Origin of the sequence: Paenibacillus phytohabitans, from assembly GCF_013141775.1 — a bacterium.
Classification (GTDB): domain Bacteria; phylum Bacillota; class Bacilli; order Paenibacillales; family Paenibacillaceae; genus Paenibacillus_AQ; species Paenibacillus_AQ phytohabitans.
In genome coordinates this window covers 56,910-75,433 of record NZ_WHOB01000094.1, presented here as the reverse complement: position 1 = coordinate 75,433, position 18,524 = coordinate 56,910, and the positions used below count along the sequence as shown (strand labels likewise).

The following is an 18,524-nucleotide window of genomic DNA, read 5'->3' as shown; positions in this document are numbered from 1 at the left end:
ATAAGGGAGAAGTTGATAGAGAGAAGGTGAGTAACCGTGAACCTTTACCAGAATTCCCCCGATAACCAGAACAGGGATTATAGAGAAGATGAGCTGTTTCTTACTATAGAAAACTTAAGAAGTGAATTGCTGGAGGTGGCCCAGGAGCGGAGTCTGAGTGATCATGCGGTTCTGGAGCTCAGTCAGCGGCTGGACGGATATATCGTACTGGCCCAGAATCTGATGATGGAGAGTCTGCGCAGCCGCAAGAACGGGGCAGCAGGGTACACCAAGAACACCAAAAACCAGCGGATCAGAAATAAAGCAGCCTTGCAGCAGTAGTCTAAATTATACAATAACTCCAGTTAGCGTCTGGATGTTGAGGTCTCACTATGTGGGGCCGTTTTGTTGTGCTTTCAATAGTCATCACCTATAATGGCAATAAATAGAAGGGTTACAAGTGAATCCTTGAGGAGGTGCCGGGTGGAGGCGAAACTGACAACGCTACGAACGGAAATTGAGAAAAATTTGTCCCGCTCGGGCCATAATCTTGCCTCATTTGCCAAAATATCCGGACTCAACCGCGGCAGTCTCAGTGCGATCCTTCATGGCAATCCGTCCAAGCCGATTTCTCTGGGACAACTGGATGCGATGACGCGGGCATTCGGATTCCCGGAGGGCTGGCTGTATCCGCTATACGTGGAAGAGTGCTTTAGTGAGGACAGAATTTCCCGCCGCCGTGTGGAGCCTTTTTTGGTCCGCTGTGCCGAAATTGGCAAGCGGCAGTGTATTGATGAAGTGTTAGGCAGAATTATGGAATACCCCAGGCCGCTGGATATCATCTATACGGTTGCGGAGAGGCTGTTCTGCAGCGGCAAGACACAGGAATCGGTCGTGTTCTACAGGCTTATTGTAGAGAATGAGCCGGATAGCTACTCAGAACGGCTGGCCATCAGCCAGTACCGTATTTTCAAATCCCTGCAGTCTACGCCTGATGTGGATATGGAACAGAAGCTGCGCGCTGTAATCTGCTTTGAGCCGTTCCGCGGTCTGCTTCCCGAGGACATGCAGCTCGACGGGCTTCTTAAGCTGGCGAAGGTATGCTTTGCCCTGCACCGCTGGAAGGATGTAGAGAAATTTGCCGATGAGCTAAGGGCATTAGCCCATGGGATCTACCGCGAGGAGCTGCGCAGAAGCAAGGGGAAACGGGTGGAGGCTTTCCAGGCGGAACGCCCGCTGGTAGTCTATTATGGGCATGGCTATCTAATGAAGGCTTCGGCGCTTACTAAGCGTGGGGAATATGAGCAGGCCAAGAAATACACCGCCGGTTATGCGGACCTGGGATGGTTTGAGCTGCTGGATGATGAAGGGCGCAGTGCCGTGGATAGCTTCCGGCTGTTTGCTGTAGCGAATAGCTTTACCCTTGAGATACTAATGGGCAATACTTCGGTGCTGCCGGCATATATAGCTTTTTTGGCAGAGCATCCCGGTGAAATTCTATCCGGCATGGTCATTATTCTGGAGTCGGCCAACCGTTTCAGATTCTCAGCAGACGCTGTGCTGTCACGCTTTTCCAGGGAGATGCTGCGTTTTGAACAATTTCAGGACCCGATTAATGTAGACCGTGTGTACCGCCTCTATTACCAGATAGCCATGTATTATATCTCCCGTAAACAGTACTCCAAAGGAATTGACTATATTATTCAATGTCTGCGGCTAACCGTCAGGCTGAATAGCGGCAAGGACTTCATTAATTGTGTGACCCTGTTCGAATTGAACAGAGACGCCTCCTCCGACACCCAGCAGACCGCTTACAGGGAGCTGCTACGGGAGGTAAGACAGCGCGAAGAAATTACTGATCATGAGAGCCCGCGTTTTGGCGTTATTTAGCTTTATCATTACCTTATCTGAGGATCACTCCCCGGCCAACCGTGTCGAGGGAGCATTTGTGCATGATTATGTGAAAAAAAGTACAATGATCCGTCATACTGCGTTCTTCAATCTGTAATAATTGATAGCGTATTCAGGAATTGACAAAGGTTTGCCCGGAAAATATAATTAGGTAGCCTAATTAATATAGTGTTTAATTATTTGTATACCTAACTAAAAAAGAGGTGGGAACATTGGGATAAATAGAGAAGATGAAAATTCAGTCGGACACAAGCTTTTCTCCGCACTCCGGAAGCTGCGCAAAGGCCACCTGCATCATTCCGTGGAGGGTCATAAGCCAAGTGAGATGACTTTATTGATATGTATTGCACGGGCGTCCCATTCATCTGATGTAGGACTCAAGGTTTCTGAAATCAGCCGCTTTCTGGGGCTGACTCCGCCCACGGTCACACAGCTGATCAACAGTCTGGAGGCTAAGCAGATGGTGGAACGGCAAGCCGACGCCTCCGACCGGAGAGTGGTACGCATCAAGTTGACGGAACAGGGGAAAATTATTACCCGCAAGGCCAAGAAGCACATGGACACCACGCTTAACAAAATGGTGGAGTATCTGGGTGAGGAAGAGTCTGACCAGCTGGCAGAGCTGCTGCTTAAAGTACATGCCTTCATGAAAGACAATCCTCCGCCTAATCTAGACCGGTTACAAATGAACGGAGATGAGAAACTTGATTAAATTACTAAAGCATTTGAGACCCTTCCGACTGGCGATAGCCGCAGTACTGATTCTCGTATTCCTGCAGTCCATGGGGGATTTGTATCTCCCGACCCTGATGAGTGACATTATTGATAAGGGGATTGTAGATGGCGATCAGCCTTATATCTGGAGAATCGGCGGCTTCATGCTGCTGGTAGCGGCCGGCGGTGCAGTCTGCTCCATTATTGCCAGCTATCTGTCGGCTAAGGTTGCAGCCGGCTTCGGTAAGAACACCCGGTCACGGATGTTCAACCATGTCGAGAACTTCACGCTGCATGAATTCGACAAGCTGGGTACGGCTTCATTAATTACACGTACTACCAACGATATTACACAAGTCCAGACCGTATTAACTATGATGCTTCGCATGATGATTGGTGCTCCGATGATGATGATCGGCGGGATCATTATGGCGGTGTCCGAGGATGCCAAGCTCTCGCTGATCTTTGTAGTGGTGATTCCGCTGCTGGTCGGAGCGATCTTCTTCATTGGAATGAAGGGGCTTCCGCTGTTTAAAGCCATCCAGATCAAGCTGGATAAATTAAACCTTGTGCTGCGTGAGCATTTGACCGGTATCCGCGTAATCCGCTCGTTCAACCGGATTGATCATGAGAATAAGCGGTTTAGCCTGGCCAATGCAGATCTGACGGATACTGCAATCAAGGTGAATAAGGTTATGGCCGGATTGATGCCGCTGATGATGATCGTGATGAACTTCTCCATGATCGCTATCCTCTATTATGGTGGAATCCGGATTGGCGACGGCGATCTTCAGGTAGGTTCACTAATGGCCTTCATTCAATATGCAATGCAGATTATGTTCTCCCTCATCATGGTTTCGATGATGTTTGTCCTGATTCCAAGAGCCTCTGCCTCTGCACTGCGTATCAATGAAGTCCTCGATATGCAGCCTGAAATTACGGATCCGACAACCGCAGACCTGAAGACTACGGCTACAGCTACCCATGCGGACGGCCGTGACGGAATGCACGGTTTTGTGGAGTTCGACAACGTATCCTTCTCTTACCCGGGGGCTGAACAGCCTGCGCTGTCCGGAATTACCTTCAGTGCACGTCCCGGCGAGATTACAGCTATTATCGGCGGAACCGGGTCAGGTAAATCAACGCTGCTAAGCATGATTCCAAGATTCTATGATGCTATTGAAGGTGCGATCCGCGTCGATGGAGTGGATGTACGCCAGATGACGCAGGAGGATCTGCGGAGCAAGATTGGTTATATCCCGCAAAAAGCCGTCCTGTTCACCGGTACCATCAACGAGAACATCCGTTACGGTAAAGAGGATGCTACAGATGAAGAAATCATTCATGCTGCCAAAGTGGCCCAGGCCTATGATTTCGTAACGGCTATGAAGGACGGCTTCAATTCGGAAATCTCCCAGGGCGGGGGCAATGTCTCCGGCGGCCAGAAACAGCGTTTGTCCATTGCCCGTGCACTGGTACGGAAACCGGAAGTGTATCTGTTCGATGACAGCTTCTCGGCGCTTGACTTCAAGACCGATGCCAAGCTGCGTGCTGCCCTGAAGGGGGAGACTACAGAATCTACAGTCCTTATTGTCGCACAGCGTGTCAGTACGGTTATGGATGCAGACCGGATTATCGTACTGGATGACGGCGAGATTGTCGGAATGGGCACACACCGTGAGCTGCTGGATAACAATGAGGTGTACCGCGAGATCGTATCCTCGCAGTTGTCAGAGGAGGAAATAGCATGAGTGAGCAGAATAGAGACATGAAACCGCCCCGGCGTTCAGGTGGCGGCTTCGGACCGGGCGGAGGTCCCGGCGGTCCGGGCATGAGAATGCCGGCCGAGAAAGCCAAGGATTTCAAGGGAACGCTGCGGCGCCTGACCCGGTATTTGCGCCCGCGCCAGGTTCAGCTGATTATTGTGTTTGTAATGGCGATTGCCAGTACCATATTCAGCATTTTCAGCCCTAAAGTAATGGGTAGAGCTACCACCAAATTGTTTGAAGGCGCCTATGGCAAGCTGATGGGTGTAGCTGGAGCGGAGATTGATTTTGGCTATATTAATGATATTCTGATTCTCCTGGCCGGACTGTATCTGTTAAGCTCACTGTTCAGTTATATACAGCAGTATGTAATGGCCGGTGTGGCGCAGAAGGTCGTATATGATATGCGTGAGCAGATCAACAGCAAGCTTGAACGGCTGCCGCTGAAGTATTTCGATTCCCGGACACACGGGGAAATATTAAGCCGGGCGACCAATGATGTGGACAATATCAGTACTACCCTGCAGCAGAGCTTGACCCAGCTTATTACGTCCGTTGTGACGATTATTGGTGTCATCGTAATGATGCTGACCATCAGCCCGTGGCTGACGTTGATTACCATAGTAACGCTGCCGCTGAGCTTCGTGGTCATTATGCTGATCACCAAACGCTCACAGACCTATTTCATCGGCCAGCAGAAGTCGCTGGGACAGCTGAACGGCCATGTTGAGGAAATGTATACCGGACACCGTATTATCAAAGCGTTCGGACGCGAGAAGAACTCTTTGAAGGACTTCAACAAAATTAATGATGACCTGTACAATTCCGGCTGGAGATCCCAGTTCATCTCCGGGATTATTATGCCGCTGATGATGTTTATCGGGAACCTTGGTTATGTGCTGGTCTGTGTGGTCGGCGGGATCTTCGTAACCAAAAAAGCGATTGATGTCGGGGACATCCAGGCCTTCATCCAGTATTCGCGCCAGTTCACTATGCCGATTACGCAGACAGCCAATATCGCCAACATCATCCAATCCACCATCGCTTCGGCGGAACGTGTATTTGAACTGCTGGATGAAGAAGAGGAAGTTCCAGAAGTGGGGACTTCACTTGCGAAACGTCCAGCGGATGCAGAAGAGGGCTCCGTGGAATTCCGCCACGTGAAGTTCGGCTACAAAGAGGATGCTATCCTCATTGAAGACATGAATATCGAGGTCAGCCCGGGACAGACTATTGCAATCGTAGGTCCGACCGGAGCCGGTAAAACGACCCTGATCAACCTGCTGATGCGCTTCTATGAGATCAGCGGCGGGGAAATTGTGATCGATGGTGTCAACATCACCAATATGAAGCGCAGCGAGCTGCGCAGCAAATTCGGTATGGTGCTCCAGGATACCTGGCTGTTCAACGGCACCATCCGTGACAATATCGCTTACGGCCGGGAAGGTGCTACGGAGGCTGATGTGGTCCGGGCAGCGAAGGCTGCACATGCCGACCACTTCATCCGCACGCTGCCGCTGGGCTATAACACGATCCTGAACGAGGAAGCCTCGAACATCTCCCAAGGACAAAAGCAGCTGCTTACTATTGCCCGGGCAATTCTGGCCGATCCTTCAATCCTGATTCTGGATGAAGCCACCAGCAGCGTCGATACCCGCACGGAGGTGCAGATCCAGAAGGCTATGAATACGCTGATGAACGGCAGAACCAGCTTCGTCATCGCTCACCGCCTGTCCACCATCCGTGATGCGGATCTGATTCTGGTTATGAATCAGGGCAGCGTGATTGAGAAGGGCACCCATCTGGAGCTGCTCGAAGCAGGCGGCTTCTACGCCGACCTCTACAACAGCCAGTTCTCCGGGGATGATCTGCCGGACGTGGGCTAAACGGTATATGAGTGCGGGTAAACTGTAGAGATTTACTCCAAACATCTCCTCTGCAATGTACTGTGAAGATGTATTTTAACAATCGGCTGAATCCCTCAGCTTAGCTCATAGCCCCGGCGTTCACTGCAGGCAGTCTGCGTGAACGCCGGGGTTTTTGCTGTATACGGTCAGCGAAGGCGAATTAGGTGGCGGTAAATGGACTATTCGCTTAAAAATCCTGCATAAAATACAACAATCCCCTCGGTAAATCGGCCTAAAATCAAAATTGTTGTACAAAAGGCAACATTTCCCGTCTTTCAAGCGGCTTAGCGTGGAAATTGTTGTATTTCATACAACAATCCCCCCGTATATCCAATTATCCAGGGGGCGAAGTTGTAATTCGTACAATATTTCGGGCAGAATCATGCCGCGCGGCTTAAGTAGAGCCATCTATTTTCCTTTGGGTATCATATACTAGTTTCCAGATAATAATAGAAATAGAGACAACGGAGTTCACCCGTCATAGACCCTATGAATCAGGGGGTTCTTGAGGCAATGTCGGCCACTGTAACTCTAACTATCTATTATTTTAGAAAAAAGGTTTGCTTAAAATTTTTAGGGTATATATGATAAGGATAGTAAAAATGACCCGCGGCTCATTTTAGGCCTGCGGATGGGAGAGAGGATGAAAGGAATGTCAGGCTACGGTAAATGGGTAGCGGGAGGCAAAACAAAATGGATTACCCTTCTGGTGTGGATTGCAGTTGTAGGGGCTTTGACTATGATCTGGCCTTCAGTGAACTCGCAGGTTGTCAATAACGCGTCCAACCTGCCGGAGGATTCGCAATCTGTCCGCGCAGCAGCCCTTGCGGAGGCAGAATTCCCTGCCGGAAGCGGCGTACCGGCCTTGCTGGTATGGCATCGTGAAGGCGGCTTATCAGAGGATGATCTCTTACATATAACTGCTGTATACTCCAAGCTTGAACAGCAGCCGCTCGCGCATCAGAACTTCGTTCCGCCGCTTGGACAGCTGCCGCCGCAGGCGCTGCAGGCTTCACTGTCGGAGGATAGAAGCACACTCGTCACACCGGTGCTGTTTGACAAGAAGGCAGACAGTGACCAGCTCGGGGAATCGCTGACTGAGATGAAGAAGCTGGTAAGTACTGAAACAGGCACAGACCCTTCTTCAGTAAAGCCAGCCAGCGGCGACTTAAGCCTGCGGGTTACCGGCCCTGTCGGGATATCGGTAGATGCCACAGGCCTGTTCAAGAATGCCGACGTTTCACTGCTGATTGCAACGGTAATTCTGGTGCTGGTCTTCCTGCTCCTGATCTACCGGTCGCCGATTCTGGCATTGATACCGCTCATTGGCGTGGGCTTTGCTTATGGCGTGACCAGTCCGCTGCTCGGCAAGATGGCAGAGGAAGGCTGGATTACGGTGGATTCGCAGGCCGTATCTATTATGACGGTGCTGCTCTTCGGGGCGGGGACAGACTACTGCCTGTTTATGATTTCCCGGTTCCGCCAGATGCTGAAGGTTGAGGAGAATAAGGGGCGTGCACTGCTGAGTGCAATCACCCATTCCTCCGGAGCGATCGCCATGAGCGGATTCACAGTTGTGCTTGCGCTCTTCGCGCTGCTGCTGGCCAAATACGGGGCGTACCACCGCTTTGCGGTTCCGTTCAGTGTCTCCATTCTGATTATGGGGATTGCCAGTCTGACGCTGGTTCCGGCACTATTGGCTATATTCGGGCGAACCTCGTTCTTCCCGTTTGTTCCGCGCACTCCGCAAATGGAGATTGAGCGGGCCAAGGCCAAGGGGAAGCCGGTACCGGAGCCGAAGCGTTCGTCCAAAAAAGGAATCGGGCATCTTGTCATTTCCCGGCCATGGGCGATCGTAGGAGTAACCGTGGTGGTATTGGGCATTCTGGCCTCGTTCTCCAGCGGGATTAAATTCACCTATGATATCCTGTCCTCCTTCCCGAAAGATATGGAATCGCGCGAAGGGTTCGACCTGATCGGCAAGCAGTTTTCTCCCGGAGAGCTGGCACCGGCCAAGCTGATGGTGGATACAGAGGGCCTGAGCGGCGGAGAAGATCTGAAGGTCATCCTGCGCGGCCTGTCCTATGTGGACGTGGTGTCTGATCCGCAGCAGGGGGCCGTCAATAAGAACATCACTGCATATGATATTGAATTCAAGGCTAATCCGTATTCCATCGAGGCAATGAATCACATTCCGGCGCTTCAGGCTACGGTAGAGCAGGCACTGGCGGAGTCGGGAATTGAGAACGCGCAGGATAAGGTATGGATTAGCGGACAGACCGCCACCCAGCATGATACCAAGGAGCTTGGGGAACGGGATACCGACCTGATTATACCCGTGGTTATCGGTATGATTACAGTGCTCCTGCTGATCTATCTCCGATCTGTGGTGGCGACCATTTATCTGGTGGCTACAGTAATTCTCTCCTTCTTCTCGGCACTCGGTCTGGGCTGGATAATTATTCATTATCTGCTCGGTGCAGATGCAATTCAAGGCGCAATTCCGCTCTATTCCTTCGTCTTCCTGGTAGCGCTGGGCGAGGATTATAACATCTTCATGATCTCGAATATCTGGAAAAAGCGTAAAGTGATGCCGCTGAAGCAGGCCATCGCCGAAGGCGTGAACGAAACCGGATCGGTAATCACCTCTGCCGGACTCATTCTGGCAGGTACGTTCGCCGTATTGGCAAGTCTGCCGATTCAGGTGCTGGTGCAATTCGGCATCATCACCGCGATTGGCGTGCTGCTCGATACCTTCGTGGTCCGGCCGTTCCTGGTTCCGGCCATCACCGTGCTTCTGGGCCGCCGGGCCTTCTGGCCGGGCAAGCATCAGGACGTGAGCGAGTCTCCGGCAGCGGGCCGCGAATAACCGGCTTGTGAACTACAGAAGCAATAACAGGGATGCCCCGTCAAGCCTTAAAGGCTGCGGGGCATCCCTGTTGTGTATATGCGTATAACGGCTAGATTCAGTTACCGGGAGTTCGGCTGAGTATCAGCTCATACTTGTCGAGTGAGGCGCCGACAATGGCTTCATTCCGGCCGGCCCCGCGGTGCGAATCGCGGAAGGCGGGGCTGGACGTCCAGCCGCTCAGCGCTTCCTCGCTCTCCCAGACAGTACAGATCTTCAGTTCCTCCACGCCTTCTTTGGGCGCGCCCTGCCAGACCTCCATGCGGATAAATCCGGGCATGCTCTGCACCCCATTATCTGCCCCGAAACGCGAGGCCAGTGCTTCGCCATATCCTTCTTTGATCTTAATCGTGTTGGTTACTACCAGCATGCCAAGTCCTCCTCATAGGGTGTGGGTGTAATCTGCCATTGTTATTGCGGATTGGTCGTCCAGATGCCAGCAGTCTTCAGGAAGACTCGGTCTGGAAGCTTCAAGGCAGCGAGTGTCAGCTCGGCCACATCCTCGGGCTGCATCATCCGGTCTTCATCGCCGATCTTCAGGCCGGCACCGGTGGCCAGACCTGTGTTGACGGTGCTGGGGGTCAGTGCCACGACACGGATATTATGCTTGCGGACCTCCATCGCCAGCGCTTCCGTCATACCCATCAGAGCGAATTTGGAAGCACAATAGGCTGAGCCTGTAGCGAAGCCGCGTTCTCCTGCCGTAGAAGAGATATTGATGATGTTGCCGCTGGAACGTTCAATCATAGCAGGCAGTGCCGCGCGGGTTACATAATAGGTGCCGAACAGATTGATCTGCATATGGCGCTCCCAGTCAGCAGGGTCCATCTCCAGGAAGGTGCCAAACTGGGCAATCCCGGCATTGTTGATAAGCGCATCGAACGGGCCCAGGTCATTCTGCAGGGCGACAACCGCCCGCTCTGCTTCCTCACGCACCGCGATATCAGCTACAGCAATGCTGACCTTGATGTCATATACCTCAGTCAATGCCGATTTCAGTGCCTCCAGATCTGCTGAAGTTCGGGAGATAAGCCCCAGGTTGGCGCCTTCTTTAGCGAGTGCCATCGCGAGTGCTTTGCCGATTCCTTTACCTGCACCTGTAATTACAATACTGGTTCCTCTTAAATCCATAACCTGTTGTCACGCTCCTTAAGATAGGAAATTCTATATATTGGATGAACATAAGGCTATTATACCTGAGCGGACAGAGACAATCACGCCGGGACAGGCGGAGAGGGACAAGACAGTCCATTCTAATTGGAATGTCTCTGTACACTGCTGTATATGAAGCAGGCTTACTGCTTGGCTGTGAGGTTCTTAAGCGGCACTGTTGCCGGTCCTTCGAGCACATCGCCCTCATAAGAGAAGCGGGAGCCGTGGCACGGGCAATCCCAGGAGCGTTCCCCGTCATTCCATTCGCATTCACAGCCCATATGTGTGCAGGTTCTGTCCACGAGATGCAGCTTGCCTTCAGGGTCGCGGTAGCCGCCAACCCGTTTGCCGTCATGGAAAACAACGGCTCCTTCGTCCGGCGCAAGCTCGTCTGTTTTTTTATGGATAATCTCCACTTTTCCGGCTACAAGCTCTTTGGCGACCGAGAAGTTCTGTACAATGAAATTTTTGATGCCCGGATTAGCCTTGAAGCGTGCCGGATCGTACAGCTCCTTATAAGGGTTGCTGCTGCCTGCAATTCCGTCCGCAATCAGGCGCGCAGCCAGCGTTCCGCTGGTCATGCCCCATTTGCCGAAGCCGGTGGCAATATAGATTTCTTCATCCTCTGCCCGCTTGCCGATGTAGGGAACCCGGTCCAGGGTAATGAGATCCTGCGCCGACCAGCGGAAGGGGATGCTGCGGATGCCGAGCAGTTCTCCCGCAAACTTCTCCAGATTCTCATAGTGGCCGAAGGTGCAGATGCCCTGTCCGGTCTTGTGGTTATTACCGCCGACGATAACCAGCTTCTGCCCGCCCCATTCCACTGCGCGCAGCGAGCGTGTAGGTTCACTGGCACTCAGGTACATGCCGCCCTCATAATCAGCTTCCGGCTCAATAGCCAGGCAATAGGACCGCTCCGCGTGCAGCCGTGAGAAATAGAGAGAGCCTCCATCATAGAATGGGAAATGGGAAGCGGATACGGCATGGCGGCATTTAATTTTGAACTTCTCCCCTTCGGTATAGAGGGTGAGATGCCCGTCCGTATCGACCCTTTCACCAATCATCGTATGCTCGTATACCGTGCCGCCCTTGTCCAGCACGACCTGCAGCAGCCCTTTCAGGTACTCCAGCGGATGAAAACGGGCTTGTCCGGGCAGCTTGATCGCACCGCCGGCTCTGAGTGGCAGCGAAACCTGATCCAGCCATTCTCCGGGCAATCCAAGCTTGCTGTAGGCCTCGAATTCAGCGGCCAGCTGCTTGAGCGTCTTCTCATCTCCCATATCGGCATACAGATACGCAGGTTCCCGCGTCAACCCGCAGGACAGCCCCAGTTCTTCCGCCGTAGCTATCATCCACTCCAGCGCTTCACTGTTTGACTGGAAATAGAGCCGGGCCTGTTCTTCCCCAAAGTGCTTCAACAGATCGCTGTAGATCATGCCGTGCTGGGCGGAGATTTTGGCGCTGGTGAAGCCGGTGGTACCGCCGAGGATCTCCCCTGCTTCGAGCAGAGTGACCTTATATCCCGCCTTGGACAGCAAATAAGCTGTCGTAATACCCGTAATGCCTGCTCCGACAATGGCTACGTCTGTGACATGATCTTCCGCAAGCTCCGGAAAAGAGGGCAGCTCCGTGCTGCCCCTCCATAAGGATTCCGGAAATTGCGGAAGACCTTGCGAGCGGTGATCCTGTGAATTCATGAGTTGATCCCTCCATTAGTCAGTATTCATTTCATTTATTACCACACTTCCGGCAAAAGAAACGCCGTAGCCCGGCAGAAGGTGCATGAAAAGAGGGCGACAGTGCCAAAATAAGGGGAAGTCCCCGGTGATTCGGGCCTGGAGGGAGAATGATCCATGTCAGGACAATTGCATAAGCAGGGAGTGACCCTGGAATGGATCAGGGGACAGCTGAGCGGTTTCGGTGACCTGGAGGACAAGATCATGGCCGTTCCCTCTGGAGAGGTCAGCCTGCTGTATATCAAGAGTGTTACGGATGGACAGACCATCAGCCGGAATGTGGTTGCGCCGTTCTACGAGATGGGCGATCCGGCAGCTTACTATAGCTACATTGCGGATTACCCCGGAAGTGAGGAAGTTACAGAGGGGACGCGTGCGCTGGACCTTCTGCTTAGCGGTTATGCCTGTATAGGCCAGGCCGGCCGGCTCTGCTTCTTCGATGCGCTCAAGGCTGAGGTTAGCGGTGTTAAAGAAACGATAACCGAGAGTATCAGCCAAGGCCCGTCAGATGCGCTGGGCGAGAGTCTGGCGGTTAATCTGAACCTGATCCGGCGGCGTTATCAGTCCTCGTCACTGAAGATGGAGTTCACCATCATCGGCAACGTGTCCAAGACCAAGGTGGCTATACTCTATGACGAGAGCAGAGTGAACCACAATGTTCTGGCCGAATTAAAAGAGAAGCTGGACTCTCTTAAGCTGGATGTTCTGCAGGCTGCCGGTGAGCTGGAGAAATATATCAGCAGCGACAAGCTGCGCATTTTCCCCAAAACGATCGTTACTGAGCGCCCGGACCGGGTGGTGTTCAATTTGGCTGAAGGCAAGGTTGCTGTAATGCTGGACACTACCGGATATGCGATTGTGCTCCCGTCTATATTCAATGACTTCTTCACAGCTATGGATGATAAAATCCATCTTCCCTTTGTTGGACGTTTCTTAAAGCTGCTGCGCATTCTCGGTGTGGCCATGACGCTGTGGCTGCCTGCCCTGTACATTGCCTTCACCTCCTATAATCCGGAGATTGTGCGTGTGCAGATTGCCCTGCTGATCGGGGGAAGCCGTGCTACGGTGCCTTATCCTTCTTTTGTCGAGGTCATTCTTATGATGATTATGATGGAATTTCTGACCGAAGCGAGCTTGCGGCTGCCCCGGGCTATTGGTCCGACGGCCACTACGGTTGGCGGTCTGATTCTGGGCCAAGCCGCTACTGCGGCAGGACTGATCGGCAACATTATGATTATTCTGGTCTCCGTTGTGGCGATATCCAATTTCCTGATTCCGCTGAATATGATGAGCTTCTCTATCCGTGTGCTGAAATATTTCTTCGTCGTAGCTGCGGCAGTGCTCGGTCTCGTCGGTGTTGTCATCTGCCTGGTGGGCTTCACCATGTATTTATGCAGCCAGCGCAGCTTCGGCCAGCCGTATTTCAAGTTGTTTTTCCTCGATACGCTGGGAACGACCCTGAGGAAGAAAAGCGGTGGGGAGTGATGGCTAAGAGCCGCTATTTCTATTGTCTTTTTCTCATGAATACCCTGATCAACATCATTAATTTCGCCCCCCGGGAGCTGATCGATGCCCGCTTTGACGGGGCGCAGTCCTCCATTCTGGTTGCGGTGGCTACGGGCACCCTGTTTATCTACTTGTTCACCAAAGTTATCAATAAATTCCCCGGACAGGGACTGCCGGAAATCTTCGGGTCGGCCTTGCCTAAGCTGCTGGCTGCTCCGCTGATTTTTGTGTATGCGGTTCTCTGGTATATGGCCGGGGCGCTGATTCTGCTGTCCTTTGTGGACATTACGCTGCGTTTTATCAGCCCGGATACAGGGCCGTATGCAATATTATTCGGCTTCCTGGCCGTTGTCTGCCTGTGTTCCCGGATAGACTCGCTGTCATTGCTCTACGGGCTGGAGGTTACGCTGGGGATTACCCTGCCTTTAATTCTGTATACAACAGTCAAGGCGATTATTAATCCGGACTTCAGCTGGGATGCCGTGCTGCAGGTGATGACGCATTCCCTGCATGCCCCGGATATGAACAGTATTGCAGCGGCAACGTTTACCTTCAGCGGTTATATCAATCTGGCGGTGTTCAACCGGGTATTTCATGGACTGAAGCTCAAGCATATATGGATTCTAAGTCTGGAAGGTTTTCTGGTGCTTGCCATATGCTTTTTTGTGCCGATCGGATATCACGGGACCGTTGGCATCGAACGGCATGTGTACACGTGGTTTACAACGGCGGACAGCATCCGCATCGAAGCTTTCCTGATCGAACGCATGCTGTATATCTTCTATTTCGCCTACATTACGTTATCTCTGGTCAGTGCTATCATCCAGTGGCATGTCGGCAAAGAGCTGCTGCTCAGCCTGTTGCCCTCCACAGCTAAGAAGCCTAAGAAAAAACTGCGTCAGGAGATCGTCATTCTGGTCCTATTTGCTGCCGGAGCCCTCGCCCTTATGCGTATGGATCAATACGACCTTAATATGCTTGGAGTATTCCTGCTGCATATCCGCTGGTACGGGGAGCTGCTGCTGATTCTCCTGCTGTTCTGGTGCTACTGGATTGTAAGGAGGCGGAGGGCATGAGAACAAAAAAGGGGGCAGTCTTCCTCCTGTTGTTGCTGGTGTGCATGACAGTGACAGGCTGCAATTTCAAAGATATCGACCGGAGAATATTTGTGGTCGCGATCGGGATTGACCCTGGCAAGGTGGAAGGGACATTCAAGGTTAGCCTGAAGCTGGCCATTCCTCAAGGGGATGTGACCAAGATCGACGAGAAGATGCAGATCCTCACCGAGGAATCGGAGAGTATCTCCGAGGCACTGCGCAGGATGAAGTCCAAAGTGGAGAAGGAGCTGGACTATGTCCACTGCAAGTCACTGATCCTGGGTGAGCAAATCGCTGCCAAAGACATCCGGCATGTGACGGACTGGGCGGTGCGGCGCAGAGATATCCAGCTGATCCTGAATTTTGCCGTTGGAAGGCCGGGGGCGCTGGAAGTATTGCAGGTGAAGCCGCCGTCCGAGCGAATCCCGTCCAACTCGCTGATTCTGGCGATGAGCGGACAGGGTACGGAGTCGCCATTTATCTCCAGTGTGTATTCCTATCAGCTGATGCGGAGCATTTATGAGAATGGCATTGATCCTATTCTGCCTATTATTGAAGCGCAGGGGGAAGAGCAGTTCCTGATCGATAAGATTGCTCTGCTGGATAAGAAAAAAATCAAGCTTGTTCTCACGCCGGACGAGACCAGACTGTTCAATCTGCTGTCCCGGTCCAATCTGCGGACGAACTTTCCGGCTCACTTAGGCGGCGGGATGTACCAGTACTACACAGAGAGCAGCTCCTCCAGCTACCGGATTGTGACGCAGCAGGAGGATAACCCGTACATCCGGTACAACATTAAGATCCGGGCAATTCTGGAGGAAAATAGTACAGAGGATATGGTAACTCACCACATGCTGAAGGAGATCGGGGAGTCAGGTGCAGCGGAACTCAGCAAGGCAGTTACAGCATTGCTGATCAAAATCCGGGACAGCGGGATGGACCCTATGGGCTGGGGGCTGCATTACGGGGCCCGGCACTGGAATAATGACACAGAAATGGCGGTGTGGGAGAGTCTGTATCCCCGGCTGAAATTTCAGGTTAAGGCGGATGTGGATGTGAAATACTCGGGAATGATCAAATAGAGTCCCGCCCGGATTGACGCTTCCGGCACTAGGACTTATACTTGATCTAAAAACAAGTTAGAGGATGATAAAGATGAGAACGCTGAATTTAACCTCTCAACGTCAGGCCGTGTATGATATCGTCCGTAATTCCCATGACCATCCTACTGCTGCGGAAGTAATGAACCGTCTTGTAGAGCAGGGGCATAACCTGGCCTATGGGACTGTCTATAATTCGCTGCGGTATCTTTCGGATAAACAAATGATCCGTGAACTGAAGCTCGGAGAGGCGGCCAGCAGATATGATGCCCGTCTGGACGACCATCAGCATATTATCTGTGAAATCTGCGGCGCAGTGGATGAAGTGATGAGTCAGGTTCCGCAGGCGTGGATCGATACGGTGGCGGAGGATACAGGTTATTCCATCACCCATACACATGTTGTATTTGGAGGCGTATGTCCAGCCTGCCGGAATAAGAATTCGCACTAGAAAAAAGAATAAATATAACAAAAGACCGTTTTCATAAAAACGGTTTTTTGCTGTGTATATATGAAAATTATTAAGCAACATAGGAGAATTATAATGAATTCCCGGAGAAAAGAGGATTTCCAGGGGCGATATTTAATTATATATTGAGGCTGCAGATTTATCGTGCTTAAGACCCATAAAGAAAGAGAGAGTGAGCCCATCATATGAATAAAAAGGCGCGTCTGACCATCCGCACGAAGCTAATTCTTACATATTTGCTTGTTTTGCTTGTACCTAGCATCATTATAGGCTGGCAGACCTATCAATCGGCCAGCAGTAAAGTCGGGCAGCAGCTCACCCAAAATGCCACGGAAAGTGTAGTGGCGGTTAACGAAATTATCGATGCAAACATTCAATCCAAAATTGATGATATTAACTACTTCGCTGCGCAACTCACGGCGGATTCTATTAATAATGAAGCGGCGGGGGCGGGGGCGCCTGCACTGGAGGCCAGACTTAAGGAGTATGCCAAACTGCATTCCGATGTGCTTGATATTTATGCCGGAACCAGTAAAGGCAAGGGTATCCGTGCGGCTGATATTCAGCTGCCGGACGGCTATGACCCGCGCAAGGAGAACGCTTATATCAATGCGCTTAAGCATGGCAGCGGAATTGTGATCTCACCGGTATTCCAGACGGTAAATAATGAGTCGGCTATTGCAATTTCAGCAGTGCTGGAAGGCGGGAACGGGGTAGTGGGTCTGGATCTGAACCTGTCTTCGCTGGCCGATCTGACAGATATCAAGGTAGGCGAAGAAGGTTATATTCTGATTATCGACAGCAGCAAGAAATTCCTGGTTCACCCGACCGAAGCTATTGGCGAGGAGTCCTCACTTGATTTCGTGAAGCGAATGTTCGAAAGAGAGAGCGGCAGCTTCGATTATGACTATAAGGATTCCTCCAAGAAGATGACCTTCATGGTGAATGAGCTGACCGGCTGGAGAATCGGGGGGACCATCAGCAAGAATGAGATTACCCGTGCGACAAGTGATATCCGGGAGACGGTATTCATTGTAATCTCTGTTTCTGTATTGCTGGCGCTGGTGCTTATCTACTTCAATGTCTCGTCGATCCTGAAGCCGCTGATGCGGCTGCGCAGAGCGACAGAGCTAATCGCCGGGGGCGACCTGTCACAGGATATCGGGGACTTCCGCAGGGATGAGATTGGCCTGCTGGCTGAGAATTTCCGCCTGATGGTCGGCAATCTGCGTCAGATGATTACCGGTGTACAGGAGATGACCGACAATGTCTCCTCATCCGCCGAGGAACTGACAGCGGGGGCCGAGCAGACTACCAAAGCGATAGAGCATGTTACGATAGCGATCCAGGAGGTAGCGGCCGGAACAGAGCGCCAGGTTAACAGTGTCAATAAAGGAATGATAAGTACTGCTGCCACTACAAGCGAGGTAGAGCATATTTCCGGATTCATGGAGCAGGTATCGGCGATGATGGACAAGACCTCGCTCTCCGCTTCAGAGGGGAATGAATCTGTAATCAGCGTAGTCGATAAGATCAACGGGATTCATGAAACGGTAGAGGAGCTGGGCGGGGTCATTGATAAGCTTAATGAGCGGACCGGACAGATTCAGGGGATTGTCGGTGTAATTACCGGGATCTCGCGGCAGACCAACCTGCTGGCGCTGAATGCTTCCATTGAAGCGGCCAGAGCAGGCGAGCAGGGCCGCGGCTTCGCGGTTGTCGCCTCAGAGGTGCGCAAGCTGGCTGAAGAGTCAGAGAAGTCGGCAAGAATGATCTCCGAACAGATTACTTCCATTAATGCGGAGATGATCCAGGCTACAGCTACCATGGAGTATGCGAAGAACCGGGTATCCGAAGGCATTATGGCGGTCGATACGACCGGACGCTCCTTCTCACGGATCCGCAGGGCGGTTAAAGGGGCGGCGGAGAAGATTGAAGCGATGAATGGTGCAGTGCATACGCTGACGGCAGAAGCGGATAGTATGGAGAAGGCCATCGGAGAGATCCGCGGGATCACCCAGGAAGCGGCAGGCAATACCGAAACCATCTCCGCTGCCGCCCAGCAGCAGCTGGCATCGGTGGAAGAGATCGCTTCTTCCTCGGCAGATCTGAGCCATCTTGCCGATGAACTGCAGCGGCTGGTCGGCAAATTCAAATTATATCCGGGAAATCAGGCTCCGGGTGCAGCGGATACCGTCAGGCAGAGTAGAGGTAGTTCCGGAGACCAGCGGAATTCCTGAAGCAGAAAGTGCGCTGCGGTCTTCCCTTTTACCTCCTTT

14 protein-coding genes are annotated in these 18,524 nt (G+C 52.1%); 11 read left to right on the top strand and 3 right to left on the bottom strand.

Going from position 1 to position 18,524, the window contains the following annotated elements:
- The first annotated feature begins 36 nt into the window (after nt 1-36).
- From GC101_RS36835 to GC101_RS32780, 6 genes are all read left to right on the top strand, one after another.
- On the top strand, nt 37-321 hold the full coding sequence (locus GC101_RS36835) for a Spo0E family sporulation regulatory protein-aspartic acid phosphatase (RefSeq protein WP_171720722.1): 285 nt from the start codon (nt 37-39) through the stop codon (nt 319-321).
- A gap of 141 nt (nt 322-462) precedes the next feature.
- The gene (locus GC101_RS32800) at nt 463-1,869 is read left to right on the top strand and encodes a DNA-binding protein (protein WP_171720721.1); all 1,407 of its coding nucleotides are present in this window, start codon (nt 463-465) and stop codon (nt 1,867-1,869) included.
- Nucleotides 1,870-2,215: 346 nt separating this feature from the next.
- Nucleotides 2,216-2,602, top strand: coding sequence for a MarR family winged helix-turn-helix transcriptional regulator (locus GC101_RS32795; protein ID WP_052422143.1), 387 nt, complete (start codon nt 2,216-2,218; stop codon nt 2,600-2,602).
- A complete protein-coding gene (locus GC101_RS32790) occupies nt 2,595-4,355 on the top strand; it encodes an ABC transporter ATP-binding protein (protein WP_171720720.1) in 1,761 nt (586 codons plus the stop codon). The genes GC101_RS32795 and GC101_RS32790 overlap by 8 nt, the downstream gene beginning before the upstream one ends.
- Nucleotides 4,352-6,256 (top strand): ABC transporter transmembrane domain-containing protein, encoded by a 1,905-nt coding sequence (locus GC101_RS32785; protein ID WP_281365940.1) that lies wholly within the window; start codon nt 4,352-4,354, stop codon nt 6,254-6,256. The genes GC101_RS32790 and GC101_RS32785 overlap by 4 nt, the downstream gene beginning before the upstream one ends.
- A gap of 664 nt (nt 6,257-6,920) precedes the next feature.
- Nucleotides 6,921-9,146 carry an MMPL family transporter gene (locus tag GC101_RS32780; RefSeq protein WP_171720719.1) on the top strand — a complete coding sequence of 742 codons (2,226 nt, stop codon included), beginning with the start codon at nt 6,921-6,923 and terminating at the stop codon, nt 9,144-9,146.
- Nucleotides 9,147-9,243: 97 nt separating this feature from the next.
- Here the strand turns inward: GC101_RS32780 and GC101_RS32775 are convergent, their stop codons facing one another.
- The 3 genes from GC101_RS32775 to GC101_RS32765 form a co-directional block, all read right to left on the bottom strand.
- Complete coding sequence (locus GC101_RS32775) at nt 9,244-9,555, bottom strand: antibiotic biosynthesis monooxygenase (protein ID WP_171720718.1); 312 nt, start codon at nt 9,553-9,555, stop codon at nt 9,244-9,246.
- A gap of 41 nt (nt 9,556-9,596) precedes the next feature.
- On the bottom strand, nt 9,597-10,316 hold the full coding sequence (locus GC101_RS32770; protein WP_039305517.1) for a 3-ketoacyl-ACP reductase: 720 nt from the start codon (nt 10,314-10,316) through the stop codon (nt 9,597-9,599).
- Between the two features lie 164 nt (nt 10,317-10,480).
- Nucleotides 10,481-12,034 (bottom strand): FAD-dependent oxidoreductase, encoded by a 1,554-nt coding sequence (locus tag GC101_RS32765; RefSeq protein ID WP_171720717.1) that lies wholly within the window; start codon nt 12,032-12,034, stop codon nt 10,481-10,483.
- Nucleotides 12,035-12,190: 156 nt separating this feature from the next.
- Between GC101_RS32765 and GC101_RS32760 the strand changes: the two genes are divergently transcribed.
- The 5 genes from GC101_RS32760 to GC101_RS32740 all read left to right on the top strand — a co-directional run bounded on the left by GC101_RS32760 (nt 12,191) and on the right by GC101_RS32740 (nt 18,485).
- On the top strand, nt 12,191-13,558 hold the full coding sequence (locus GC101_RS32760) for a spore germination protein (protein WP_171720716.1): 1,368 nt from the start codon (nt 12,191-12,193) through the stop codon (nt 13,556-13,558).
- Complete coding sequence (locus tag GC101_RS32755; RefSeq protein WP_171720715.1) at nt 13,558-14,655, top strand: GerAB/ArcD/ProY family transporter; 1,098 nt, start codon at nt 13,558-13,560, stop codon at nt 14,653-14,655. Before GC101_RS32760 ends, GC101_RS32755 begins: the two co-directional genes overlap by 1 nt.
- The gene (locus GC101_RS32750; RefSeq protein WP_171720714.1) at nt 14,652-15,758 is read left to right on the top strand and encodes a Ger(x)C family spore germination protein; all 1,107 of its coding nucleotides are present in this window, start codon (nt 14,652-14,654) and stop codon (nt 15,756-15,758) included. The genes GC101_RS32755 and GC101_RS32750 overlap by 4 nt, the downstream gene beginning before the upstream one ends.
- A 73-nt stretch (nt 15,759-15,831) precedes the next feature.
- Complete coding sequence (locus GC101_RS32745; RefSeq protein WP_039305505.1) at nt 15,832-16,227, top strand: Fur family transcriptional regulator; 396 nt, start codon at nt 15,832-15,834, stop codon at nt 16,225-16,227.
- Between the two features lie 203 nt (nt 16,228-16,430).
- Nucleotides 16,431-18,485, top strand: coding sequence for a methyl-accepting chemotaxis protein (locus tag GC101_RS32740; RefSeq protein WP_171720713.1), 2,055 nt, complete (start codon nt 16,431-16,433; stop codon nt 18,483-18,485).
- The last annotated feature ends 39 nt before the right edge of the window (nt 18,486-18,524 follow it).

Excerpts from the sequence above, each read along its gene's own strand:
- GC101_RS32785 (WP_281365940.1), top strand. The coding sequence starts at position 4,352 with ATGAGTGAGCAGAATAGAGACATGAAACCGCCCCGGCGTTCAGGTGGC.
- GC101_RS32795 (WP_052422143.1), top strand. The coding sequence starts at position 2,216 with ATGACTTTATTGATATGTATTGCACGGGCGTCCCATTCATCTGATGTA.
- GC101_RS32775 (WP_171720718.1), bottom strand. The coding sequence starts at position 9,555 with ATGCTGGTAGTAACCAACACGATTAAGATCAAAGAAGGATATGGCGAA.
- GC101_RS32745 (WP_039305505.1), top strand. The coding sequence starts at position 15,832 with ATGAGAACGCTGAATTTAACCTCTCAACGTCAGGCCGTGTATGATATC.
- GC101_RS32750 (WP_171720714.1), top strand. The coding sequence starts at position 14,652 with ATGAGAACAAAAAAGGGGGCAGTCTTCCTCCTGTTGTTGCTGGTGTGC.
- GC101_RS32765 (WP_171720717.1), bottom strand. The coding sequence starts at position 12,034 with ATGAATTCACAGGATCACCGCTCGCAAGGTCTTCCGCAATTTCCGGAA.
- GC101_RS32740 (WP_171720713.1), top strand. The coding sequence starts at position 16,431 with ATGAATAAAAAGGCGCGTCTGACCATCCGCACGAAGCTAATTCTTACA.
- GC101_RS32755 (WP_171720715.1), top strand. The coding sequence starts at position 13,558 with ATGGCTAAGAGCCGCTATTTCTATTGTCTTTTTCTCATGAATACCCTG.
- GC101_RS32760 (WP_171720716.1), top strand. The coding sequence starts at position 12,191 with ATGTCAGGACAATTGCATAAGCAGGGAGTGACCCTGGAATGGATCAGG.
- GC101_RS32770 (WP_039305517.1), bottom strand. The coding sequence starts at position 10,316 with ATGGATTTAAGAGGAACCAGTATTGTAATTACAGGTGCAGGTAAAGGA.
- GC101_RS32780 (WP_171720719.1), top strand. The coding sequence starts at position 6,921 with ATGAAAGGAATGTCAGGCTACGGTAAATGGGTAGCGGGAGGCAAAACA.